Raw genomic sequence first — 22,259 nt, 5'->3', positions numbered from 1 at the left:
TCCGCGATGCGGAGCATGACGATCGAGTCCTTGCCCCCGGAGAAGAGCAGACATGGACGCTCGAACTCGGCCGCCACTTCGCGCATGATGTGGATGGCCTCGGCTTCGAGCACGTCGAGCTGCGACGTCGTGTAGTCGCGCTGGAGCATGGGAGCTTTCCTCCGGCGTTAGCGGTGCAGGTCCCGAATCCCGGCGAGCAGGGATGTCGCCAGCTCCGGTAGGGAAACAAGGATATCGGGTAGTGAGGGGTCGGCTTGGTTGTAGGTCAGCTCGGAGCCGTCGATCCGGCTCGCGTGGGCCCCCGCGGCCAGGGCCACGGCGGCCGGCGCGGCGGAATCCCACTCGTACTGGCCCCCGGCGTGTACGTACGCCTCGACGTCGCCGGTGAGCACCGCGGCGATCTTCGCGCCGGCCGAGCCGATGGGCACGAGATCGGCGCCCACGAGGTAGGCGAGCTTCTGCACGAACTCGGGCGGCCTGCTGCGGCTCACCGCGATCCGGAACCGGCCCTTCTCGAAGGCGGGCAGCTTGGGCGGCTCGCCCGTCGTCAGCGTACGGCCCTGGGCGGGCAGCGCCACCGCGCCCGCGGCCAGCCTGCCGCGCTCCCACAGCGCCACGTGCACGGCCCAGTCGGACCTGCCCCGCACCGCTCCCCCGGGCCCGTCCTGCTCCGCCCGCTCGGAGAACTCCCTGGTGCCGTCGAGCGGATCGACGATCCACACCCGGTCCGCGCTGAGCCGGCGCGGATCGAGCCGCTCCTCGCGCGTGGCCTCTTCGGACAGGATGCTGTCACTGGGCCGCAACCTGCCCAGCGCCTCCATCAGGAAGACGTGGGAGGAGCGGTCGCCCTCCGCCTTGAGTGCGCGGGAGTCGTCGAACCCCATGCGCTCGCGGACGCGCAGCAGCCGCTCGCCGGCCTCGGTCGCCAAGTCGGCGGCGAGGGCGTGGTCGTCGCGAATCGTCATCAATAAGCTCCTTGCCCGCGGGCGACGGCCGACCAAGTCTTCCACAGGATCTGGAGATCCAAAGTGAGGGACCAGTTCTCCACGTAACGCAGGTCGAGACGCACGGATTCCTCCCACGATAGGTCAGATCTGCCACTGACCTGCCACAGCCCGGTCAGCCCAGGGCGTACGAGGAGTCGTCTGCGCACGTCGTCACCGTAGCGCGCGACCTCCTCCGGCAGCGGCGGCCGGGGCCCGACGAGCGACATGTGGCCGCGTACCACGTTGAGGAGCTGCGGCAGCTCGTCCAGTGAGTGGCGGCGCATCAGCGTGCCGAGCGGCGTGACGCGTGGATCATTCCTGATTTTGAACAACAGCCCGTCCCGCTCGCTGACCAAAGTGATCTTCTGCTGCTCCGAGCCACGCCGCATGGTACGGAACTTGACGATGGTGAACAACCGCCCGTCCCTGCCGACCCTGGTCTGCCTGAACAGCGCGGGCCCGGGGCTCGTCACGCGTACGGCGGCCGCCAGCACCCCCAGCGCCGGCGACAGGAGCACCAGCAGCAGGACGGCCACCAGCCGGTCGAAGACGTTCTTGACCAGTTGCCTGGCCCCGGTCAGCTCGGGATGCTCCACGTGCAGGAGCGGCAGCCCGGCGACCGGTCTGATCATCGTGCGCGGCCCCGCCACGTCCATCAGGGCCGGGGCGACGACCAGCTCGGTGTGCGTGCGCTCCAGCCGCCAGGCCAGCCGGCGCAGCGCCTGCCCGTCCATCTCGGGGCAGGCCAGCACGGCCACGGTGTCGGCGCGGACCTGGTCGACCACGATCGGCACGTCGCTGAGGTCGCCGCCGACGGGCACCTCGCCCACGTGCTCCCCCGGCGCGCCGCCGGGCAGGCAGGCCGCCACGACGTCCATGCCGTGGTGGCGCTCCCTGCGGAAGAGCTGGACCAGCTCGGCGACCGAGGCCGCGTGCCCGACCGCGACCACCTTGCGCATGCAGTCGCCCGCCGCCCTGCGCCGGTGCAGCGCGCGGCGCAGGGCGTACCTGAGGATCAGGGTGAGCAGGGTGACCAGCGGCAGCGCGAGCACGACGTAGCCGCGGGCGACGTCGGTCTTGGTGACGTAGGAGCCGATGGCGGTGCCCGCGGTCAGCGCGACGCCCGCCTGGACGACCCGGCGGAACTCCTCGGAGCCGACGCCGAGCATGCGCGGCTCGTACGCCCGGTTGAGCGCCATCGCGCAGCACCACACCACCGGCAACGCCAGGCTGACCAGCAGGTACGGCAGCACGTACGGGGTGAGCCCGCCGAACCTGACCAGGAACGCGGCACAGGCACCGGCGCTCGCCCCGCACAGATCGGCCAGCATGGCGCGCACGCGATAAGAGCGGACCCATACGGGCGTGCGCGGGCTGACCCGCCAGGAGGCGGCCCAGGAAGCGGTCCAGGAGACGCCGTCGCCGGAGCCGACGACGGTCATGAGCCCCTGACCGCGAGGTTGGCCGCGCACGCGTGCCTCCAGGTGACCAATCCCGACAGGACAGTCACAGATCGTAGCCACGAGAGCGCGCTCGAACCGGCGAACGACCCAATGTGGGGATCAGCGAGGAGGGCCGGAAATGTTCAGATCAGACCGGTGGAAGTCGTTCTGGGTGGTCTCCAGGCCGCGAGCCATCAGCGACTCCACGACGTCGGCCGCGCGGTCGACGAGGAAGGGCAGGTCCTTGCGCTCCATCGTGGCGAAGTCCCTGAGCACGAAGGAGGCGGCGTCCATGCGGCCGGGCGGCCGCCCGATGCCGAAGCGGACCCGCAGGTAGTCGCGGGTGGCGAGGACCTTGGTGATGGACTTGAGCCCGTTGTGGCCGTTGTCGCCGCCACCGAGCTTGGCCCGCAGCGCGCCGTAGGGCACGTCCAGCTCGTCGTGGACGACGATCAGCCGGTCGACGCCGATCTTGTAGAAGTCGGAGAGCGCCTTGACCGGACCGCCCGACAGGTTCATGTACGTCAGCGGCTTGGCCAGGATGGCGGCGCTCGTCTCGCACACCTCGGCCCTGCTCTTGTGCGCCTTGAAGCGCCCGCCGGCCCTGGCGGCCAGCTCGTCGAGCACCATGAAGCCCGCGTTGTGCCTGTTGCCGGCGTATTCGGGCCCCGGGTTGCCCAGTCCGGCGATCAGCCAGCGGTCCATGCGCTCCCCTTGTAGCAGAACGGGGCGGCTCTCGCAGGGCCGCCCCGTTCAGTGGAAACTCGTAGCCCAGCCTTACTCGGCGGAGGCCTCGGCGCTCTCGCCCTCGGCAGCGGCCTCGGCGGTCTCGCCCTCGGCGGCCTCGGTCTCCTCCGACACTTCCTCGGTCGGCTTGGCGATGACGTGGAGGACCACGACCTCCGGGTCGGCGATCAGCGTCGTGCCCTGGGGCAGCTTCAGGTCGGCGCCCGTGACCACGGAGCCGATGACCAGGCCCTCGACGTCGACCTCGACGCCGGTCGGGATGTGGGTGGCCTCGGCCTCCACGGCGATGGAGACGAGCTGCTGGTCGAGCAGGCCCTCGGAGTTGACGTCGCCGACGGTGGTGACCGGGATTTCGACGGTGACCTTCTCACCGCTCCTGACCAGGATCAGGTCGACGTGCTCGACGAAGCCCTTGATCGGGTCGCGCTGGACGCCCTTGGGCAGCGCGAGCTCGTCCACGCCCTCACCGGCGAGGCGGATGAGCACGTTGGGCGTGCGCAGCGCCAGCAGCACCTCGTGACCGGGCAGGGTCAGGTGCTTGGGGTCGGTGCCGTGCCCGTAGAGGACGGCGGGCACCTTGTCGGCGCGGCGGATCTTGCGAGCGGCGCCCTTGCCGAACGAGGTGCGGGGCTCGGCTGCGATACGTACTTCAGGCACGACATCTCCTAGGGATGCTTTATGTCTCGGATGGTTGACGCTCCCCCTCACCCGCCCTAGCGGAAGGCGTTACGAGCGCAACCTGTTCAGTCTACTGCGTCGATGACCGCGCTCCGCCCGGAAGCGCGGTGACGGACCTCTGGCTCAGATGTCGGACCTCTGGCTCAGATGTCGGACCTCTGGCTCAGATGTCGGACCTCTGGCTCAGGTGTCGCCCTCGAACAGGCTCGTGACCGACCCGTCGGTGAAGACCTCGGTGATGGCCCTGGCGATGAGCGGCGCGATCGACAGGACCGTGAGCTTGTCGAACCGATTGGCCTGCGCCAGCGGCAGCGTGTTGGTGACGATGACCTCGGAGATCCGGGAGTTCTTCAGCCGGTCGACCGCTGGGTCGGAGAAGACCGCGTGGGTGGCGGCGGTGATCACGTTGGTCGCGCCCTGCTCGTAGAGGGCGTCGGCGGCCTTGCAGATCGTGCCGGCCGTGTCGATCATGTCGTCGATGAGCACGCAGGTGCGGCCGCGTACTTTGCCGACGACCTCGCTGACCTTCACGGAGTTGGCCACGTCGAGGTCGCGGCGCTTGTGGATGAAGGCCAGCGGCGTGCCCAGCGTGTCGGCCCAGCGCTCGGACAGCCGCACGCGGCCGGTGTCGGGCGAGACGATGGTGGTGTTGGCCAGGTCGAGCTTGTTCTTGAGATAGCTCTCCAGCACCGGCATGGCGAACAGGTGGTCGACGGGGCCGTCGAAGAAGCCCTGGATCTGCGAGGTGTGCAGATCGATCGACATGAGCCGGTCGGCGCCCGCGGTCTTGAACATGTCGGCCATCAGCCTGGCCGTGATGGGCTCGCGGCCGCGGCCCTTCTTGTCCTGGCGGGCGTAGCCGAAGAACGGCATGACCACGGTGATGCGCTTGGCGGAGGCCCGCTTCAGCGCGTCGACCATGATGAGCTGTTCCATGATCCACTTGTTGATGGGACCGGTGTGGCTCTGGATCACGAACGCGTCGCAGCCGCGTACGGACTCCAGGTAGCGGGCGTAGATCTCGCCGTTGGCGAAATCGATGAGTTTGGTGGGGGTGAGGGAGACGCCGACGTGCTCGGCGACCTCCTCGGCCAGCTCCGGATAGGCCCGGCCGGAGAAGAGCATGAGGTTCTTCTCGCCCGGCTGCTTGATGCTGGTCACTGCGTGTTCTCCTGCTGCTCTTCGGCCAGCGCCCGCTCGGCGGCGGCGGCCGATTTCGTGCCCGCGCGCCTGCGCAAGACCCATTTCTCGATGTTGCGCTGTCGCGCTCTTGCCACCCCGATGGCTCCTGGGGGAACGTCTCCGTCGATGACGGACCCGGCGGCCGTGTAGGCGCCCGCTCCGATCGTCACCGGGGCGACGAGCATGGTGTCGCATCCCACGAACGCGCCGTCGCGCACGGTGGAGCGATGTTTGTTGACCCCGTCGTAGTTGACGAACACCACGGCGGCGCCGATGTTGACGTCGTCGCCGATCGTCGCGTCACCCGCGTAGGACAGGTGGGGCACCTTGGACCGCTCGCCGACCTGGGAGTTTTTCATCTCGACGAACGTGCCGGCCTTGGACTTGCGCCCCAGCACGGTGCCCGGCCGCAGGTAGGCGTAGGGGCCGACGCTGGCCTCCGGGCCGATCTCGGCGCTGTCGCAGACGGCGTTGCGCACGATCGCGCCCTCGCCCACGCGGGTGTCGGTCAGCGTGGTGCCGGGGCCGATTTCCGCGCCGCCCTCGATGACGGTGCTGCCGTGCAGCTGGGTGCCGGGGTGGACGACGGCGTCGGGCGCGATGCGCACGCCCACGTCGATCCAGGTGCTGCCGGGATCGATGATCGTGACGCCGCCGCGCATGTGCTCCTCCAGCAGGCGCCCGTTGAGCACCTTGCGGGCGGCGGCCAGCTGCACGCGGTCGTTGACGCCCTCGACCTCGACGAAGTCGCCCGCGACGCAGGCGCCGACCCGGTGGCCGTCGCCGCGCAGGATCGACAGCACGTCGGTGAGGTATTCCTCGCCCTGGGCGTTGTCGGTGGACACGCGCTTGACCGCGTCGGCGAGCAGGAGGCCGTCGAAGGCGTAGATGCCGGAGTTCATCTCCTTGATGGCACGCTGGGCCGCGCTGGCGTCCTTCTCCTCGACGATCTCCAGCACCGCGCCGGCCTCGTCGCGGATGATCCGCCCATAGCCGGTCGGGTCGGGCACTTCGGCCGTCAGCACCGTGACCGCGTTGCCGTCGGCGGTGTGTCGTTCGAGCAGGCCGGTGAGGGTCTGGGTGCGCAGCAGCGGCACGTCGCCGTAGGTGACCAGGACCGTGCCCGAGATCGGGCCGACCTCTTCGAGCACGGTGCGCACGGCGTGTCCGGTGCCGCGCTGGTCATGCTGGACGACGGCCCGCGCGTCGGGGCTGGTGGCGGCCAGGTGGCCGCCGACCTGTTCGAGCGCGTGGCCGATGACGACGATGAGCTGCTCGGGACCCAGGTCGCGAGCGGCTGTGAGCATATGGTCGACGAGCGCGCGACCGCACAGCTCGTGCAGGACTTTCGGGGTCTGGCTCTTCATCCGGGCGCCCTCGCCGGCGGCGAGGACGATGACGGCTGCCGGGCGCGGCACACTCACGGACTGAGGCTCCCTGTGGCTGGACGGATCAGGGCGACTGGTACGGCTACCGCACCGCCACCCTCCCGACACCGTGAGGATACCTGGCCGTGCCCCGCACATTCTGCCCGGGGCACGCCGCAAGCTCCCGGAAGAGGACTCGAACCCCTACAAAGTGGACCAAAACCACTTGTCCTGCCGATTAGACGATCCGGGACGGGTCGCACACGTGGTGTCCGACACTCTCCTACGATACCGAGCCCGCGCCCGGGCGCGCGCCCGTAATTGCACCGCACCTCCGGCTCCTTGGCGAAGTTCCCTGGTCGAAGGGGGTGTGCCAGGCCTCAGGCCGCATAACAGACCGCCCGAAAGGCCGCAAGCCACGAACCCCACCCACCTTCCACGGCAGAGTGTCACGTTCCCCACATTCACGGCTTAGGTCTTCCTTACTTACGCTGGCGTAGGTTACGGTTGCGTAGCTTGGACATTCGACCTCATACATGTCGTTGGAGGTAGCCCATGACCGTTCTCTCCGAACGCGCTGCACCTGCCCCGAAGCCCGACTTCGAGCCCGAACCGAAATCCAAGGCGGAGCTCGTCATCTTCGGACTCGTCGTCGGCCTGCCCTTGGTCGCGGTCGCCGCAGCTGTGCCGCTCGCCTGGGGATGGGGGCTGGGCTGGACCGACATCGCGATCGCGTTCGTCTTCTACATGGTCTCCGGCCTCGGCGTCACCGTCGGGCTGCACCGCTACTTCACGCACGGCTCCTTCAAGGCCAAGCGTCCGCTGAAGATCGCCATGGGCATCGCGGGCAGCCTGTCCCTGGAGATGTCCGTGCTGGACTGGGTGGCCACGCACCGCAAGCACCACAAGTTCTCCGACAAGGAGGGCGACCCGCACTCGCCGTGGCGTTTCGGCCCCGGCTTCAAGTCGATGTCCAAGGGCCTGCTGTACGCCCATATGGGCTGGCTGTTCGAGAGCGAGCGCACCAACAGGGAGAAGTACGCCCCCGACCTGTGCAAGGACGAGGACATCGTCAAGCTGCACAAGTGGTTCGGCGCGATGGCCCTCACCTCGATCCTGCTCCCCGGCGTGCTCGGCCTGCTGCTCACCTGGTCCTGGCAGGGCGGCCTGACCGCGCTGTTCTGGGGCTCGCTGATCCGCATCGGCCTGCTGCACCACGTGACCTGGTCCATCAACTCCATCTGCCACGTCTTCGGCGAAGAGGACTTCCAGGTACGCGACAAGTCCCGCAACGTGTGGTGGCTGGCCATCCCGTCCTTCGGCGAGTCGTGGCACAACCTGCACCACTCCGACCCCACCTGCGCCAGGCACGGCGCCCTGAAGGGGCAGATCGACCTGAGTGCCGGTCTCATCCGCATCTTCGAGAAGCTGGGCTGGGTGTCCGACGTGCGCTGGCCGACGCCGGAACGCCTGGCGGCGAAGCGCATTGCCTGACTCTGTCACCAAACAACCGATGAGCGGCCATACATCCGTGGCCGTCATTATGGAGACCGTGACCGAACCCCGATCTCGCAGGCGTATGTCCGGCAGCGAGCGTAGAGAGCAACTGATCCGCATCAGTCGCACTCTCTTCGCGGAGAAGGGGTTCGACGGGACCTCTATCGAGGAAATTGCCGCTACCGCACAGGTGTCGAAGCCCGTGGTATACGAACATTTCGGTGGAAAAGAAGGCCTCTACGCGGTCGTGGTGGACCGCGAGATGCAGAAGCTGCTCACCCTGATCACCGAAGCCCTCTCCGCCACGCATTCCCTGATCAAGCTGGAGCGCGCCGCGCTGGCGCTGCTCCAGTACGTCGAGGAGAGCAGCGAGGGCTTCCGCATCCTGGTCCGCGACTCGCACGCCGCTTCCGGCACCGGCTCGTTCGCGAGCCTGATCAGCGAGATCGCCAGCCAGGTCGAGGACGTGCTGGCCGACGAGTTCTCCTCCCGCGGCTACGACCCCATGCTCGCGCCGATGTACGCCCAGATGCTCGTCGGCATGGTCGCGCTGACCGGCCAGTGGTGGCTCGACGTGCGCAAACCCCCACGCGAGGAGGTCGCGGCCCACCTGGTCAACCTGGCCTGGAACGGCCTGACCGGGCTCAACCCCAACCCCGCGATCACCGCCGCGACCCGCGAGCACTCGGCGACCGTCAAGCCGCGCACCAGCGAGAAGGAGCTGCGCGACCTGGAGAAGGCGCGCGAGAAGGAGCTCAAGGAGGCCGAGAAGGTCCGTCAGCGCGAGCTGAAGGAGGCCGAGAAGGCCAGGGTCCGCGAGCTGAAGGAGCGCGAGCGGCTGCTGAAGGAGGCGGAGAAGGCCCGCGAGCGCGAGGAGAAGATCCGCCAGCGGGAGGCGCGGCTGGCCGAACGCGCCGCCCGGCTCGAACAGGTCGACCATCCCGAGTGATGTCCGCCCGGAGCTGGGCAGACCCTTCGGTGTGAGTCGTTGCGGCTACGTTAACGTTCTGTTCAACCAAACGGGGCAATATACGCGATATGTCCGCGGAACCGTTCCACCCAGCAAATGACCTACCCCTGCCACAGGAGCGGTTCCTCAACCGTGAGGAGAGTTGGCTCCAGTTCAACGAGCGGGTTCTGGAACTTGCCGAGGACCCGTCGCTCCCGCTGCTGGAGCGGGTGCGCTTTCTGGCCATCTTCGCGAGCAACCTGGATGAGTTCTTCCGCGTCCGCGTGGCCGGGCTCAAGCGGCGCATGGCCACGGGCCTGCTGCTGCGCACCAAGAGCGGGCTGAAGCCGCGCGAGGAGCTGGCCAGGATCGCGACGATCGCGAACGAGCTGGCCAGACGGCACGCCGCGGCCTTCCATCAGCAGATCTGCCCGCAGCTGGCGAGTGAGGGCATCGAGATCGCCCGCTGGGACGATCTGGGCCGCGAGGAGCGCACGGAGCTGCGCAAGCTGTTCAGGGAGCGCATCAGGCCGGTCCTGACGCCCTTGGCCGTGGACCCCGCCCACCCATTTCCCTATATTTCGGGGTTGAGCCTGAATCTTGCGGTTCTGGTGCGGAATCCGGCGACCGACCACACGGTTTTCGCACGGGTCAAGGTTCCTTCGCAGTTGCCGAGATTCGTCCCGGCTTCCAAGGAGCGATTCGTACCGCTAGAGGATGTTATTGCGGCACATTTGGGCCAGCTCTTCAAGGGCATGGAGATCCTCCAGCACCACGTCTTCCGCGTCACCAGGAACGAGGATCTCGACGTCGACGAGGACGTCACCGAGAACCTCATGCAGGCCCTGGAGAAGGAGCTGCTGAAGCGGCGCTTCGGCCCGCCCGTCCGGCTGGAGGTCGAGGACACGATCACGCCGGAGGTGCTGGCCCCGCTCGTGGAGGAGCTGGAGCTGGCGCCGCACGAGATCTACCGGCTGCCCGGTCCGCTCGACCTGTCGGGCCTGCACGCCATCGGCGACCTGGACCGGGGGGAGCTCAGCTATCGCCCGTTCGTGCCGGCGGAGGTGATCAACGCCGAGGACGACCTCTTCTCCATCCTGCGCGAGCGCGACGTGCTGCTGCACCACCCGTACGACTCGTTCGCCACGAGTGTGCAGCGCTTCATCGAGGCGGCCGCGGCCGACCCGAGAGTGCTGGCGATCAAGCAGACCCTCTACCGGACCAGCGGCGACTCCCCCATCGTGGACTTCCTGATCGACGCGGCCGAGGCGGGCAAGCAGGTCGTGGTGGTCGTGGAGATCAAGGCCCGCTTCGACGAGCACGCGAACATCTCCTGGGCCCGCAAGCTGGAGCGCGCCGGCTGCCACGTCGTCTACGGCGTGGTCGGCCTGAAGACCCACTGCAAGCTGGCCCTCGTCGTCCGCCAGGAGGCCTCGGGCGAGCTGCGCCGCTACTGCCACATCGGCACCGGCAACTACAACCCCAAGACCGCTCGGCACTACGAGGACTTCGGCCTGCTCACGGCCGATCCGCTGGTCGGCGAGGACGTCACGGACCTGTTCATCCACCTGACCGGCTACTCCAACCACTCCGCCTACCGCAGGCTGCTCGTCGCGCCGCACTCGATGCGCAGCGGGCTGCTGGCCAGGATCGAGCGGGAGATCGCGCACCAGCAGGCCGGCCGGCCCGCGCGCATCAGGATCAAGACGAACTCGCTGGTGGACGAGCCGCTCATCGACGCGCTCTACCGGGCGTCCAGGGCAGGCGTCCCGGTCGACCTGTGGGTGCGGGGTGTCTGCATCCTCCGCCCAGGCATCCCAGATTTGTCCGAAAATATCCGCGTAAGGTCGGTCTTGGGGCGGTTCCTTGAGCATTCCCGGGTCTACGAGTTCGGCCTCGGCCGCCGGCCCGAGGTGTGGATCGGCAGCGCCGACCTGATGCGCAGGAACCTGGACCGCCGCGTCGAAGCCCTGGTCAAGGTGACGTCGCAGCAGCACAAGGCCTATCTCATCGAGCTGATGGATCTGGCCATGGCCGAGACCACGAACGCGTGGTGGCTGAACTCCGATGGCGCCTGGACCCGCCACCCCGGCGAGGATCTGCAGAGCCATCTCATCGGTACCCGCCGCTGGAGGACCGTTGATGACTGACCTGCTCCGCGCCGCCGGAGCCGTGGTCTGGAGAGGCGCTGCGAGCCGTCCCGAGGTGGCCGTCATCCACCGCCCCGCGTACGACGACTGGACCTTCCCCAAGGGCAAGCTGAAGTCCGGCGAGCACGTCATCGCCGCGGCGCTGCGCGAGGTGCGCGAGGAGACCGGTCTGAGCGTCCTGCTCGGCCGCGCGCTGCCGCCCACCCACTACATGAGCGCCGGCCGGCTCAAGCGGGTCGACTACTGGACGGCCCGGGTGAGCGGCGACGACGGGTTCTCGGTCAACGACGAGGTGGACGCGCTGCGCTGGCTGCCGGTGGACGAGGCCAGGCTGCTGCTGACGTACGAATGGGATGCGGGGATGCTGCGCGCGCTCGGTGCGGCGCCGCTGGAGACCGTGCCCCTGGTCCTCGTCCGGCACGGCGCGGCCGGCTCCAGGAGCGAGTGGCCGCACGACGACGCGCTACGGCCGCTCGACGCCGTCGGGGCCACCCAGGCGGCCAACCTGGCCACGGCGCTGCCCGCGTACCGGCCCGAGGTGCTGATGAGCTCGCCCAGTGCCCGCTGCGTCCAGACGCTGGCGCCGTACGCAAGCTCATACGGAAGCTCGTACGGCGGCTCACATGAAGGCTCACATGAAGGCTCGCACGGCGGTTCGCACGGCGGTTCGCACGGCGGTTCGCACGGCGGCGAGATCAGGATCGAGCCGCTGCTCAGCGAGGAGAGCCAGGATCCGAAGAAGACGCCCGCGCTCGTCGGCGACCTCTCCGTGCCCGCGGCCGTGTGCAGCCACGGCAAGGTGCTGCCCGGCCTGATCCGGACGCTCAGCGGCAAGGACGTGCACCTGCGCAAGGGCGCGTTCGCCGTCCTGCACCGGGCCGGCGAGCAGGTGGTCAGCGTCGAGCGCTACGCGACCTGACGCCTCCTCACGTCTGGCCCCTCCTCACCAGGTGACGGGCAGCTCGGCGAACCCTTCCGTGATGCGCGCCTCGGTGCGCGGCAGCTCCTCGACCGGCACGGTCAGCCGCAGGCCGGGCAGCCGCTGGAACAGCCTGCCGAACACGGCCTCCAGCTCCACCCTGGCCAGGCTGGCGCCGACGCAGAAGCGCGGGCCGTACCCGAAGCCCAGGTGCGGGTCCGTTTGCGGACGGCGGATGTCGAACACGTCCGGATCCGGATAGATCCGCTCGTCCCGGTTCGCCGCGGGCGTCGTGATCACCACGGCCTCGCCCTTGCTGATCGTGATGCCGCCGTACTCGATGTCCTCGTGGGCGTACCTGGGCAGGCCGTGCAGGCTCGGCGCGGCCATCCGCAGGATCTCCTCGACCGCGGCCTTCGCCAGCCCCGGGTCCGCCTTGAGCAGGTCGAGCTGATCGGGGTTGCCGAGCAGGAGCAGCACGCCGTAGTCGATGCGGTTGACCGTGGTCTCGTGCCCCGCGAACAGCAGTCCGCCCGCGAGCTGGGAGATCTTCCCGTCGTCGTCCAGCTCGTCCACCAGGTCGGACAGCACGTCCTCGCCCGGCTCGTGCCGCTTGCGCTCGATCAGGCCCGCCATGTACGCGCCCATCTCCTCGCGGGCGGCCAGGCCCTTCTGCTCGTCGAGCAGGTCGCCCATGCGGGCCGAGACGCCGCTGAAGTACTCCCTGTCCTCGTACGGCACGCCGAGCAGCCGGCAGATCACCAGCACGGGCAGCGGGAACGACAGCTCGGCGTGCAGGTCGGCCGGCGGCGTGAGCCCGGCGAGCCGCTCCAGCCGCTCGTCGACCAGCGCACCGACGTCCTCGCCGAGCGCCTTCATCCGGCGGGCCGAGAAGGACGGCATGAACAGCTTGCGCATGTGGTCGTGCTCGGCCTTCTCCGTGGCCGCCTCGCCCTGCGGGCCGCCGATCAGCGCCGAGGCCGACACGCGGGCGGCCTTCTCCGGCTCAGGATGCGAGCGGCCGAGCCGTCTGTCGTTGAACAGTGCGCGCGCGTCCTCGTAGCCGCTGACCAGCCAGACCTCGTCGCCCACCTGGGTGCGTACCTTCGCGATGCCCTCCTTGGCCCGCAGGTCCCGATACGCCGTGGGGACCTCCAGCGGATTGCTGCGTTCGAAGGGTATGACCGGTCTGCTCATAGCACCTTCCTCACTGCCTCGACCGTCTTCGCCCACACGCTGGGGAACTCGGCGTGCGCCCGTTCGGCTGCGTTGCGCTCGATCCCGATGAGCAGCCCGTACGTGAACGTGTCCTCGCCGGCCTGCCTGGCACTCTCCGCCTCTTTGGCCAGCGTCTCCTGGGCGACCACACCGTCCTGATGCGTCCCCAGTATCTCCTGGATGTCCTCGGCCAGCTTGGCCAGTTTGGCCATGTTCTTGCCGAGGGTGGGCTGGAGCGCTTCCGCGGTGTATCGAGCGCGTTTGGCCGCCTTGCGCACGTCGTGCATGGCGATCTCGCGACGTTCCAGGTCGTCGATGGCCTGCGCGGTGTCGTACGCCTTGGTCACCCGGTCCCAGTTGGCCGCCGCGATGGTGTTGAGCCGCTCCTCGGCCGGCTTGGCCGCCGCCTTGCCCAGGTTCGGGACGGCTACGAGCTCGTCGAGGGCGTTCAGGAGGGTGTAGTAGCGATCGCCGCTCAGCGCGTCCTTGATGCGCTCGTACGCCTCATCCTCCTGTTTGTGCAGATCCGTGCCGAGCCTGATCTGGATCGGGCCGGTGACCAGCTCAGGGGCCAGCCCGGCGAGCTCCTTGCCGAACCTGGCTCTGATCACCTCCAGGTCCCGCGCCTCGCCGAGCACCGCCCCGAGCCACTGCAGCTCCTCCTGGAGCCGTTCTGTGTCGGTGACGACGGTCTTGAACGCCTTCAGCGCGCTGCGCAGCCTGCGGGCGGCCACGCGCATCTGGTGCACGGCGTCCTCCTCCGCCCTGCGCACCCGCGGGTCCTGCGACAGGAGGGCGGCGACCTGGCTCGCCAGGTAGTCGACGACGGTCTCTCCGGCCGTGCCCGGTTTCGTGGCGGCCTTGGGGAGTGGAGCGGGTTCGAGCAGCTTCGCGAGCTTGCTCGTGGCCTCCGACGGGGTGGCCCCCGCCTTCCTGAGCCGCTTGCCGACCTTGGCCAGCAGCGCCTGGTCCCCGCCGTCGAGCAGCTCCGCCTCGACCTCGCGCCACCGTACGATCCTGACGTCGTCGCCGTAGACGGTGCCCTTGACGCGGTCGTCGGCGACCTCGACCAGCCCGGTCTCGCCGTCGCGCAGGACCGTGACGTTCCTGCGCGTCTCGAGCTCCGCGACCACCTCGAGGTCGGCGCCGCGGGCGTAGGCGCGGACGAGTTCGGCCAGTTCCGCGGGCACGACCTTGGTGCTGCGCGTGAGCGGATGCGTGATCTCCTGGCGCACGCCCTTGGCCTTGGGCAGCTTCAGATGCCAGCCGGCGTCGGAGCCTCCGCGTCTTCGCCTGAGCGTCACGCCGCGGGCGGCGAGCCGCAGGTCCGGCGTGTCGAAGTAGAGCGCCACGAGCTGGTGACTCTTCGGCCCCACGACGTCGGCCAGACCGCTCAGATCCGGAATCACATACTCCGAAGGAACGTCGAACTTGTCCTCGATCTCGATGCCCACTGCACCTCACAAGAGTCCGATTTCGGACAATCATGCCACTGCAGGGTGAACATCACACCGGTTGCAGGAGCTCGATTCTGTTGCCGACCGGGTCGGTGACGTAGATCCGCCGGTATCCGGGGAAGAGGTCGTCGGCCACCGCACCGGGGATCCGGGCGGCGTAGGCGTCGAGGTCGTCCACCAGGAACGCGGGGTGCGCCTTGCGGGCCGGCCTGAAGTCGTCCTCGATGCCGAGGTGGACCTCCACGCCCTCGCCCCTGAACCAGGCACCGCCGCGTCTGGCCAGCTCAGGCGGCTTGGGCACCTCCCGAAGGCCCAGCACGCCTTCGTAGAACTCCCGTAACAACGGCTCGCTGCCCTTGGGGGCGGCGAGCTGCACGTGGTGCAGCGCTTCGATCTTCATTTCTGGACCACCACGAAGATCCGCCTGAACGGGAAGGGGGTGCCGAAGCTCATGGCCGGATACGCCTCGGCGAGCGGCTTGGCGAGGTCCTGCTTGAACTTCCGCTGCTCGTCCGGCGAGAGCCGGTCGAAGATCGGGCGCAGGGCGGTGCCGGACACCCAGTCGAGCACCGGGTTCTCGCCGTGGAGCACGTGCACGTAGGTCGTCTCCCAGGTGTCCACCTGGGAGCCGCCGTGGTTGAGCAGGTCGAGATATTCGATGGGGTCGCCGACCGGCTTGCCCCTGGAGACGTTGCCGAGCCGGTCGGACCAGGTGCGGGAGGCGCACAGCTCCCGGATCGCGACGTGGCTGGGGGCGTCGAAGTTGCCCGGCACCTGGAAGGCCAGCCAGCCGCCCGGGGCCAGCTCCTCGACCCAGTGCTCCAGCACGTCGCGGTGCTCCGGCACCCACTGCAGGACGGCGTTCGAGATGATCACGTCCATGGGCCTGTCCGGACGCCACATGGCCACGTCGGCGACCGCGAACCTGACCGACGTCTCCAGCTGGCGGGCCTTCGTGATCATCGCCGGCGAGGAGTCGAACCCCTCCACCGTCGCGTCTGGCCAGCGATTGCCCAGCTCGACGGTGAGCTCGCCGCTGCCGCAGCCGGCGTCCACGACATAATCGGGGTTGACCGCCCCCACTCTGGAGATCAGCTCGATGAACGGCCGCGACCGCTCGTCCGCGTAGACGGCGTAAGTGACTGGGTCCCAGATATCTCTTGACATGAAGATAATTGATATCGAGAGAGATATCTCGATGTCAAGACAGTACACTCTTATCTCATGACGGAGGATGCTAGAGACGAGGTTGACCGCCTGGTCGCGGCTTGGCGCGCGGAACGTCCTGACCTCGACGTCGAGCCGCTCCAGGTGCTCTCTAGGGTGTCACGACTGGCCAAACATCTCGACCGCGCCAGGCGGGCGGCGTTCGCCGAACACGATCTGGAGCCGTGGGAGTTCGACGTGCTGACGGCCTTGCGGCGGGCGGGGAAACCGTACGAGCTGAGCCCTGGGGCGCTGCTGCGGGCCACGCTGGTCACGTCGGGGACCATGACGAACCGCATCGACCGCCTGGCCGCGGCGGGCTTCGTCCGCCGCCGCCCCGACCCCGAGGACCGGCGGGGGGTGCTGGTGTCGCTCACGGACACGGGGCTGGCCAGGGTGGACGCGGCTTTCGCGGGGTTGCTGCGGCGCGAGCACGACCTGCTCTCCGGCCTCGAACTCGCCGACCAACGCTCCCTCGCCGCCCTCCTCCGCACCCTCCTCGCACCCTTCGACAGCCGTTAACCCATTTTCTTTTTTTACGGTGGCCCAAGTGGGCGCGGACCGCCGACGCGGGCCTGCCTCTGTCGAGCGTCGGCCAGGAGGGCTCACGGGGTTCTCACCGTTACGAGCGCATCCTGGGCCGTCTTCTTCGCCGAACCGGCAACCTTCCGCCCGGTTCGGCAGGCGGGCGTGTCGGCCCGGCCAAACCCGCCCAGCATCCCCGAGAACATCTGTCAGACCCCTCAACCGCCCAAACGGCCCCCCGACAAGAGCCCGCCCATCGGCCCCGGCCCCGAGCTCCTGCGTCCGCCCGCCACCCAGCCGACGCCCCAACGGCGGGATCAACCACTCATGCAACGCGACCACCCAGGCCGGAGGGGAGCCCGGTCGCCCAGCCCTGGAGGGACGCTCACTCGCCCAGGCCGGAGGAGAGCCCAGTCACCCAGCTGGGAGCAACACTCAGCCGTCCAGGCCGAAAGGGAGCCCAGTTGCCCAACCGAGAGCAACACTCGAAGGGGAGCCCAGCCGCCCAGGCCGAAGGGGAGGCCAATCGCCTCGGCGGGAGGGCGGCTCAGTCGCCCAAGCGGTCGGCGGCCTCCAGCCACTCGGCTTCGATCGTGTCCTTCTGGACGTTGATCTCGCGGAGCTGGGCGTCGAGGGAGCCGAGCTTGGCGTAGTCGCTGGCTGCCTCGGCCATGGCGGCGTGGAGCCGGGCCTCCTGGTCGGTCAGCTTGTCGAGCTGCCGTTCGAGGCGGTTGAGCTCCTTGCGGAGTTCGCGTTCCTCCTTGGCCGACAGCCCCGCGGCCCCGTCCTGGCCAGGCGAGCCCGGGATGGATCCCCCGGACGCCGGCCCCTGCGTGCCGTCCGCCCCGGCAGGCCCGGATGCGGCACCACCGGAACGGCCGGACGCGCCGTCGGCTCCAGCTCCGCCCGGACGAGTGGTCGTGGTCGTGGTGGTGGCCCCGTTGCCCAGACGGGCGGTCAGGGCGGTCCCGGCCGCGCGCCGTTCGAGGTATTCGTCCACCCCGCCCGGCAGCATCGCCAGCTTGCCGTCACCCAGCAGCGCCACGCACCGATCGGTCACCCGCTCCAGGAAGTAGCGGTCGTGGCTGACCAGGATCAGCGTGCCGGGCCAGCCGTCCAGCAGGTCTTCGAGCTCGTTGAGCGTCTCGATGTCGAGGTCGTTGGTGGGCTCGTCGAGCAGCAGGACGTTGGGGTCGTCCATGAGCAGCCTGAGCAGCTGCAGGCGCCGCCGCTCACCGCCGGACAGGTCGCCGATGACCTTCCATTGTGCGTCGCCCTTGAACCCCAGGCGTTCGAGCAGCTGGGAGGCCGTCCACTCCCGCTTGCCGAGCAGGAGGTACTTGCGTATCTCCTCCACCGACTCCAGCACCCGCCGTGTCGGGTCAAGCTCGGTCAGCTCCTGCGACAGGTGCGCGAGGCGCACGGTCTTGCCCTTGATCAGGCGACCCGAGTCGGGCTTGACCGTGCCGGCGAGCAGCCGCAGCACGGTCGACTTGCCGGACCCGTTGACCCCGATCAGCCCGATCCGGTCCCCCGGGCCGAACTGCCACGTGAGGTGATCGAGCACCAGCGGCCCGCTGCCCGGCCCACCGGCGTGCAGGGTGACGTCATCGAGGTCGTAAACGGTCTTGCCGAGCCTGGCCGCCGCGAACCTCATCAGCTCGACGCTCTCGCGTGCCGGCGGCTCGTTCGCGATCAGGGCCTGGGCGGCATCGATGCGGAACTTCGGCTTGGACGTACGGGCGGGCGGCCCGCGCCGCAGCCACGCGATCTCCTTGCGCATGAGGTTCTGGCGGCGCTCTTCCGCGGCCTGGGCGATGCGCGCCCGCTCCGCCTTGGCTAGCACGTAAGCGGCATATCCGCCTTCATACCGTTCGACCCGTCCATCCACGACCTCCCACGTACGCGTGGAGACGGCGTCGAGGAACCACCGGTCGTGCGTCACGACCACCAGCGCGCTCTTCCGCCCGGCCAGATGCCTGGCCAGCCACGCGATGGCCTCGATGTCGAGGTGGTTCGTGGGCTCGTCCAGCATGATCAGGTCGTGGTCGTCGATGAGCAGCTGCGCCAGCGCCGTACGCCTGCGCTCTCCGCCGGAGAGGTCGGTGGCCTTAGCGGTGAGGTCGAGGTCGCCGATCAGGTTGGCGAGGATCTCGCGAACCCGCTGATCCCCCGCCCACTCGTGCTCGGCCAGCTCACCCAGAACGATCTCGCCCACGGTGGCGCCCGGATCGAGGGTGTCCTGCTGTGACAGGGACCCGACCCGCAGCCCGCGGCTGTGGGTGACCCGTCCGCTATCGGGGCGTATGTCTCCCGCGATGACGGAGATAAGGGTCGTTTTGCCGCCCCCGTTACGTCCGACGACACCGATGCGCTCGCCGGCTTCTACGCCGAGCGAGATGTCGCTGAGGAGTGGCTTGGGCCCATAAGCATGGGAAACCGACTCAAGATTGACCAGATTCATGGCCTTCTCAGGGTATCGGCTTCCGCCCCACCTCCCGCCCACTCAGCTTCTGGGGGCGGGATGGGGGTGGCTGACGACCAGAGAAGAGCGCCACCTTCATGCGCGAGCGGGCAACGAAGAGGAGGCGGCGAACGGGATCCCCTGCTGGGGACGGGGTGAGGACGGCCAGAAGCAAAGTCCCGCGTCGGCGTGCGGACGGCGGGAGGAAAGAGGGCGGGACCGTTGGGGGTGGGAAGAGGGCGGGACCGCTAGAGGTGAAGCGGGAAGGGACGGGGGACGGAGTCAGACGAGGGTGGCGCCTTGGACGGGGCCGTGGGCGGCGACCGCCGTGTGGGCGGCGCCGGTGGTCGTCAGGCTGAGGGCCAGGTCGCGGGCGTGGGTGGCATCGATGGCCAGGAAGGCGCAGGTCGGACCTGAGCCGGAGACGATCGCTCCCAGCGCGCCGTGCTGGTGACCGGCGTCGAGGGTGGGGGCGAGTTCGGGGCGGAGGTTGAGGGTGGCGGCCTGGAGGTCGTTGCTCAGGTGTGAGCCGAGAGCGTAGGCGTCGCCGGTGCCCAGGGCTTCCATGAGCGAGTCGTTCAGCTTGGGCCAGGGGACTTCGGACGCCGAGGCCTCGCGGAGACGGTCGCATTCGGCGTAGACGCTGGCCGTGGACAGACCGCCGTTCGCCAGTGCGAACACCCAGTGGAACGTACCGCCCGTGGGCAGCTCGCTCAACTGCTCGCCCCGGCCGGTGCCGACCGCTGTGCCGCCGAGCAGCGAGAACGGGACATCGCTGCCGAGGTCTCCCGCGATCTCCATGAGATCTTCGAACGGCAGCCCGAGCCCCCACAGCTCATTGCAGGCGACCAGCGCGCCGGCGGCGTCTGCGCTGCCGCCCGCCATTCCGCCCGCCACGGGGATGTCCTTCTGGATGATCAGGTCCGCGCCGTAGGTGCGCCCGGCATGCTTGGCAAGCGCTCGGGCGGCCCGGATCGCCAGGTTGCTGTCGTCGAGGGGCACCTGGTCGGACCACTTGCCGTTCACCACGACGGTGATCGACTCGGACTCCTTCGCCACCACCTCATCGAAGATCGACACGGCGTGGAAGACGTTGACCAGGTCGTGGTAGCCATCTTCCCTGAGCGGGCCGACAGAAAGCTGCACGTTGACCTTCGCGGGCACACGTACGGTCACCGAACTCATCGATCTTCTGCCACTCTCATCACTTGCCGGGGTCAAGGACACTCGATGCTATCGGGGCTCGCTCCCCTGACATGCGGTTCTTGAAATATGACGCTGGGGATGGGCCTCGCCGCAACACGCAGAGTCAGGTTAGGGGATATTTACACTGTTCCTCGAACGGTGACAAAGAGTGCTCGGGTTTGGGGAGGCGTGGCTCCCCGGTTCGACCCGAGCCAGCTCGTCATTCCAGTGATCGAGCCTCCCGGGTGAGTGGTGAACAAAGCCTCCCCGGCTGAACGGTGGCCAAGCCTTCCGGGTGAAAGGTGACCAAGCCTTCCGGGCGCGTGGTCGATCGTCTCGGGTGAGCAGTGGTCGAGCCTCCCGGTGAGCAGTGGTCGAGCCTCCTGGGTGAACGGTGGCCGAGTTTCGGAGGCGGGCGGTCCTCGAGTTTCTGGGGTGATGGTCCTGCCCCCAGGTGATCGACCCATTCCTGGGGGATGATCCCGTTCCGCTCCCGGATGAGGCCGAGTTTCTGATTGGTGGCTGCGGCCCCGGGCGGAAGTGCCGTTTCCGGGCGGAGGTCTCTCCTTCCTAGCGGAGGTTCCGTTTCTTGGTTGCGGTCCTGCTCTGGGGTGGGGGTGTCTGTGGGAACGGGTTTGGGGCTGGGGTGGTTGGTTGTGATTGTGTGTCGTTGCTGCCCCCACGTGGTGGCGGATTTGCGGTTGGAGGAGGGTGTGTTGTCGGAGGTCACGGTTGTTGAGGTGCCGCAGTGGCGGGGGTCTGGGGCGCGTACGGCGGAGCGGTTGCGGGAAGGGGCCCGGCTGCTGGCCGGCATGGTGAAGGCGGATCGCCGGGTGCGGGTGGAGGTCGATGATGACGATCTGGCCGTCACGGCTGCCCGGGTTCGTACGGCGGTTGCTGAGGCGGGCGACGGGCTGCTGGTCACCGCGGGCGGGGATTGCGGTGTCGAGCTGGAGCCGGTTGCCGCGGCGCGGAGGCGGTACGGGGATCGGCTGGTCGTGGTTTGGTTCGATGCTCATGGGGACTTGAACACGCCTGAGTCCTCGCCCTCCGGGGCCTATCACGGGATGGTGCTGCGGGCGCTCACGGGGGAAGGGCCTGAGGGGCTGGTGGCCGGGGAGCCTGTCGAGGCGCGTCAGATCGTGTTGGCCGGGGTGCGGGATCTCGATGCTGCTGAGGCGGCGTTCGTCGAGGCGCACGGGGTGCGTCATCTTTCGGTTGTGGATGCCGATGCGCTGCTGGCGGGGATCGAGGCGTCTGGTCCTGCCGGCGGGGAGGCTGCTGTTTACGTGCACATCGACTTCGATGTCCTCGACCCTCGGATCTTCGAGAGTGTGGGGTGTCCTACGCCTGGAGGGATGCAGCCTGATCACCTCCTTGCGCTGGTTCGTGCCGTTGCGGGGCGGTTCGAGGTGGCTGGGCTTGGGCTTATGGAGTACGAGCCCTCTCGGGCGGAGGATCAGGAGCTCCTTTCTCGGCTGGTGGGGGAATTGGTGGAGGTCTGCGCTCGGCGGTGAGGTGGTCTGCTCTCTCTCATCAGCCTGGGCGGACGGCGCCGCGGAAGGTGGTGCGGAAGTAGGACGAGGTTAGGAAGTTCGTCTTTTTCACGACGTCGCCTGTCTTCGGAGAGTGGATCATGAGCCCTCCGTGCAGGAAGAGGGCTACGTGGGTGGGATCGCCTGTGCCGCCGCCGAAGAAGAGCAGGTCGCCCATGCGTCGCGCGCGCAGGGCGATCCTGCGGCCTTGGCGGAATTGGGCGCCTGTGTAGTGGCTGAGCTTTATGCCGGCTCTGGACCAGGCGTAGAGGGTGAGGCCGCTGCAGTCGAAGCCTCTGGTTCTGGCGCCTCTTCCGATGCCGAGGGTGGGGCCTTTCGCGGAGCCGCCGCCCCAGGAGAAGGAGACGCCCAGTTGGGTTAGGGCTGCGGTGGCGGCGATCTTTCCCTTGGTGGTGTCGGCCAGGAGGGCGGCGAGTTGCCTGGATGTTGCGGGGGTGGGGGTGGCGGAGGTGGGGGTGGCGCTCGCTTGGGCGGGGGTGGAGGTCGCGTGGGCGGGTGGAGAGGTGAGGGCTGGGGAGGTGGGGCCCGAGGAGGTGAGGGCTGGGGAGGTGGAGACTGCGGCCTGGGCGGCAGCGGGGAAGAAGGCGGACAGGGCTGAGAGGGCGGCCAAGGTGAACAGGGTGCACAGGGCTGCGACGAGGCATCCGACGAGCTTGGTGAGTGCGCTGGGGGAAACGGCCTTCCCGGGGGTCTGGTGTCCCAGGGTCGTGTGGATGATCATGGTTGGCCTC

The 22,259-nt window shown here is 68.7% G+C and carries 19 protein-coding genes, 1 tRNA gene and 1 pseudogene; 6 read left to right on the top strand and 15 right to left on the bottom strand.

The window, feature by feature from the left end; translation table 11 throughout:
- The 8 genes and pseudogenes from ABEA43_RS50740 to ABEA43_RS50705 all read right to left on the bottom strand — a co-directional run.
- Nucleotides 1–149, bottom strand: a pseudogene (locus tag ABEA43_RS50740) (sulfate adenylyltransferase subunit CysD); the annotation flags it as partial.
- A gap of 18 nt (nucleotides 150–167) precedes the next feature.
- A complete protein-coding gene (locus ABEA43_RS50735; RefSeq protein WP_345573320.1) occupies nucleotides 168–965 on the bottom strand; it encodes a 3'(2'),5'-bisphosphate nucleotidase CysQ in 798 nt (265 codons plus the stop codon).
- Nucleotides 965–2,317 (bottom strand): sugar transferase, encoded by a 1,353-nt coding sequence (locus tag ABEA43_RS50730; protein ID WP_345573325.1) that lies wholly within the window; start codon nucleotides 2,315–2,317, stop codon nucleotides 965–967. The genes ABEA43_RS50735 and ABEA43_RS50730 overlap by 1 nt, the downstream gene beginning before the upstream one ends.
- A gap of 231 nt (nucleotides 2,318–2,548) precedes the next feature.
- Nucleotides 2,549–3,133, bottom strand: coding sequence for an aminoacyl-tRNA hydrolase (gene pth / locus ABEA43_RS50725; RefSeq protein WP_345573319.1), 585 nt, complete (start codon nucleotides 3,131–3,133; stop codon nucleotides 2,549–2,551).
- A 72-nt stretch (nucleotides 3,134–3,205) separates the two neighbouring features.
- Nucleotides 3,206–3,832 (bottom strand): 50S ribosomal protein L25/general stress protein Ctc, encoded by a 627-nt coding sequence (locus ABEA43_RS50720; protein ID WP_345573318.1) that lies wholly within the window; start codon nucleotides 3,830–3,832, stop codon nucleotides 3,206–3,208.
- A gap of 204 nt (nucleotides 3,833–4,036) precedes the next feature.
- Nucleotides 4,037–5,014, bottom strand: coding sequence for a ribose-phosphate diphosphokinase (locus tag ABEA43_RS50715; RefSeq protein ID WP_345573317.1), 978 nt, complete (start codon nucleotides 5,012–5,014; stop codon nucleotides 4,037–4,039).
- A complete protein-coding gene (gene glmU, locus ABEA43_RS50710) occupies nucleotides 5,011–6,459 on the bottom strand; it encodes a bifunctional UDP-N-acetylglucosamine diphosphorylase/glucosamine-1-phosphate N-acetyltransferase GlmU (protein ID WP_345573316.1) in 1,449 nt (482 codons plus the stop codon). The genes ABEA43_RS50715 and glmU overlap by 4 nt, the downstream gene beginning before the upstream one ends.
- Before the next feature lie 124 nt (nucleotides 6,460–6,583).
- Nucleotides 6,584–6,655 (bottom strand) — tRNA-Gln (locus ABEA43_RS50705).
- A 302-nt stretch (nucleotides 6,656–6,957) separates the two neighbouring features.
- Here ABEA43_RS50705 and ABEA43_RS50700 point away from each other — a divergent pair.
- From ABEA43_RS50700 to ABEA43_RS50685, 4 genes are all read left to right on the top strand, one after another.
- On the top strand, nucleotides 6,958–7,896 hold the full coding sequence (locus ABEA43_RS50700; RefSeq protein WP_345573315.1) for an acyl-CoA desaturase: 939 nt from the start codon (nucleotides 6,958–6,960) through the stop codon (nucleotides 7,894–7,896).
- Between the two features lie 19 nt (nucleotides 7,897–7,915).
- Entirely contained in the window at nucleotides 7,916–8,848 is a 933-nt protein-coding gene (locus ABEA43_RS50695) for a TetR/AcrR family transcriptional regulator (RefSeq protein WP_425570563.1), read from the top strand.
- Between the two features lie 89 nt (nucleotides 8,849–8,937).
- The gene (locus ABEA43_RS50690) at nucleotides 8,938–10,998 is read left to right on the top strand and encodes an RNA degradosome polyphosphate kinase (protein WP_345573314.1); all 2,061 of its coding nucleotides are present in this window, start codon (nucleotides 8,938–8,940) and stop codon (nucleotides 10,996–10,998) included.
- Nucleotides 10,991–11,917 carry an NUDIX hydrolase gene (locus ABEA43_RS50685; RefSeq protein WP_345573313.1) on the top strand — a complete coding sequence of 309 codons (927 nt, stop codon included), beginning with the start codon at nucleotides 10,991–10,993 and terminating at the stop codon, nucleotides 11,915–11,917. Before ABEA43_RS50690 ends, ABEA43_RS50685 begins: the two co-directional genes overlap by 8 nt.
- 24 nt (nucleotides 11,918–11,941) lie before the next feature.
- Here the strand turns inward: ABEA43_RS50685 and ABEA43_RS50680 are convergent, their stop codons facing one another.
- From ABEA43_RS50680 to ABEA43_RS50665, 4 genes are read right to left on the bottom strand one after another with little or no spacing between them, the layout of a single operon-like run.
- Nucleotides 11,942–13,114, bottom strand: a complete 1,173-nt coding sequence (locus tag ABEA43_RS50680; protein WP_345573312.1) for a cytochrome P450 — start codon at nucleotides 13,112–13,114, stop codon at nucleotides 11,942–11,944.
- Nucleotides 13,111–14,589 (bottom strand): CYTH and CHAD domain-containing protein, encoded by a 1,479-nt coding sequence (locus ABEA43_RS50675; protein WP_345573310.1) that lies wholly within the window; start codon nucleotides 14,587–14,589, stop codon nucleotides 13,111–13,113. The genes ABEA43_RS50680 and ABEA43_RS50675 overlap by 4 nt, the downstream gene beginning before the upstream one ends.
- A 52-nt stretch (nucleotides 14,590–14,641) precedes the next feature.
- A complete protein-coding gene (locus ABEA43_RS50670) occupies nucleotides 14,642–14,992 on the bottom strand; it encodes a VOC family protein (RefSeq protein ID WP_345573309.1) in 351 nt (116 codons plus the stop codon).
- Complete coding sequence (locus ABEA43_RS50665) at nucleotides 14,989–15,759, bottom strand: trans-aconitate 2-methyltransferase (protein ID WP_345573308.1); 771 nt, start codon at nucleotides 15,757–15,759, stop codon at nucleotides 14,989–14,991. Before ABEA43_RS50665 ends, ABEA43_RS50670 begins: the two co-directional genes overlap by 4 nt.
- 57 nt (nucleotides 15,760–15,816) lie before the next feature.
- Between ABEA43_RS50665 and ABEA43_RS50660 the strand changes: the two genes are divergently transcribed.
- The gene (locus tag ABEA43_RS50660) at nucleotides 15,817–16,320 is read left to right on the top strand and encodes a MarR family winged helix-turn-helix transcriptional regulator (protein WP_345573307.1); all 504 of its coding nucleotides are present in this window, start codon (nucleotides 15,817–15,819) and stop codon (nucleotides 16,318–16,320) included.
- 550 nt (nucleotides 16,321–16,870) lie between these two features.
- Here the strand turns inward: ABEA43_RS50660 and ABEA43_RS50655 are convergent.
- Both ABEA43_RS50655 and ABEA43_RS50650 read right to left on the bottom strand, forming a co-directional pair.
- Entirely contained in the window at nucleotides 16,871–18,787 is a 1,917-nt protein-coding gene (locus ABEA43_RS50655; RefSeq protein WP_345573306.1) for an ABC-F family ATP-binding cassette domain-containing protein, read from the bottom strand.
- A gap of 282 nt (nucleotides 18,788–19,069) precedes the next feature.
- Entirely contained in the window at nucleotides 19,070–19,972 is a 903-nt protein-coding gene (locus ABEA43_RS50650; protein ID WP_345573305.1) for a 4-(cytidine 5'-diphospho)-2-C-methyl-D-erythritol kinase, read from the bottom strand.
- A gap of 716 nt (nucleotides 19,973–20,688) precedes the next feature.
- On the opposite strand from ABEA43_RS50650, the gene ABEA43_RS50645 reads away from it, so the two are divergent.
- Complete coding sequence (locus ABEA43_RS50645) at nucleotides 20,689–21,489, top strand: arginase family protein (RefSeq protein ID WP_345573304.1); 801 nt, start codon at nucleotides 20,689–20,691, stop codon at nucleotides 21,487–21,489.
- A gap of 19 nt (nucleotides 21,490–21,508) precedes the next feature.
- Here the strand turns inward: ABEA43_RS50645 and ABEA43_RS50640 are convergent, their stop codons facing one another.
- Nucleotides 21,509–22,249, bottom strand: a complete 741-nt coding sequence (locus ABEA43_RS50640; RefSeq protein WP_345573303.1) for an NlpC/P60 family protein — start codon at nucleotides 22,247–22,249, stop codon at nucleotides 21,509–21,511.
- Nucleotides 22,250–22,259 lie beyond the last annotated feature (10 nt).

It is taken from the genome of Nonomuraea rosea, assembly GCF_039539705.1.
Taxonomy (GTDB): Bacteria; Actinomycetota; Actinomycetes; order Streptosporangiales; family Streptosporangiaceae; genus Nonomuraea; species Nonomuraea rosea.
Note: the sequence above shows the minus strand (reverse complement) of the source record. Positions and strands in the feature narration are given on the sequence as shown.

What these genes read in the sequence shown, in the direction of transcription:
- ABEA43_RS50640 (WP_345573303.1), bottom strand. Translation starts at nt 22,249, where the DNA reads ATGATCATCCACACGACCCTGGGACACCAGACCCCCGGGAAGGCCGTT.
- ABEA43_RS50655 (WP_345573306.1), bottom strand. Translation starts at nt 18,787, where the DNA reads ATGAATCTGGTCAATCTTGAGTCGGTTTCCCATGCTTATGGGCCCAAG.
- ABEA43_RS50700 (WP_345573315.1), top strand. Translation starts at nt 6,958, where the DNA reads ATGACCGTTCTCTCCGAACGCGCTGCACCTGCCCCGAAGCCCGACTTC.
- ABEA43_RS50670 (WP_345573309.1), bottom strand. Translation starts at nt 14,992, where the DNA reads ATGAAGATCGAAGCGCTGCACCACGTGCAGCTCGCCGCCCCCAAGGGC.
- ABEA43_RS50730 (WP_345573325.1), bottom strand. Translation starts at nt 2,317, where the DNA reads ATGCTGGCCGATCTGTGCGGGGCGAGCGCCGGTGCCTGTGCCGCGTTC.
- ABEA43_RS50660 (WP_345573307.1), top strand. Translation starts at nt 15,817, where the DNA reads ATGACGGAGGATGCTAGAGACGAGGTTGACCGCCTGGTCGCGGCTTGG.
- ABEA43_RS50695 (WP_425570563.1), top strand. Translation starts at nt 7,916, where the DNA reads ATGAGCGGCCATACATCCGTGGCCGTCATTATGGAGACCGTGACCGAA.
- ABEA43_RS50680 (WP_345573312.1), bottom strand. Translation starts at nt 13,114, where the DNA reads ATGAGCAGACCGGTCATACCCTTCGAACGCAGCAATCCGCTGGAGGTC.
- ABEA43_RS50650 (WP_345573305.1), bottom strand. Translation starts at nt 19,972, where the DNA reads ATGAGTTCGGTGACCGTACGTGTGCCCGCGAAGGTCAACGTGCAGCTT.
- ABEA43_RS50685 (WP_345573313.1), top strand. Translation starts at nt 10,991, where the DNA reads ATGACTGACCTGCTCCGCGCCGCCGGAGCCGTGGTCTGGAGAGGCGCT.
- ABEA43_RS50665 (WP_345573308.1), bottom strand. Translation starts at nt 15,759, where the DNA reads ATGTCAAGAGATATCTGGGACCCAGTCACTTACGCCGTCTACGCGGAC.
- ABEA43_RS50735 (WP_345573320.1), bottom strand. Translation starts at nt 965, where the DNA reads ATGACGATTCGCGACGACCACGCCCTCGCCGCCGACTTGGCGACCGAG.
- ABEA43_RS50690 (WP_345573314.1), top strand. Translation starts at nt 8,938, where the DNA reads ATGTCCGCGGAACCGTTCCACCCAGCAAATGACCTACCCCTGCCACAG.
- pth (WP_345573319.1), bottom strand. Translation starts at nt 3,133, where the DNA reads ATGGACCGCTGGCTGATCGCCGGACTGGGCAACCCGGGGCCCGAATAC.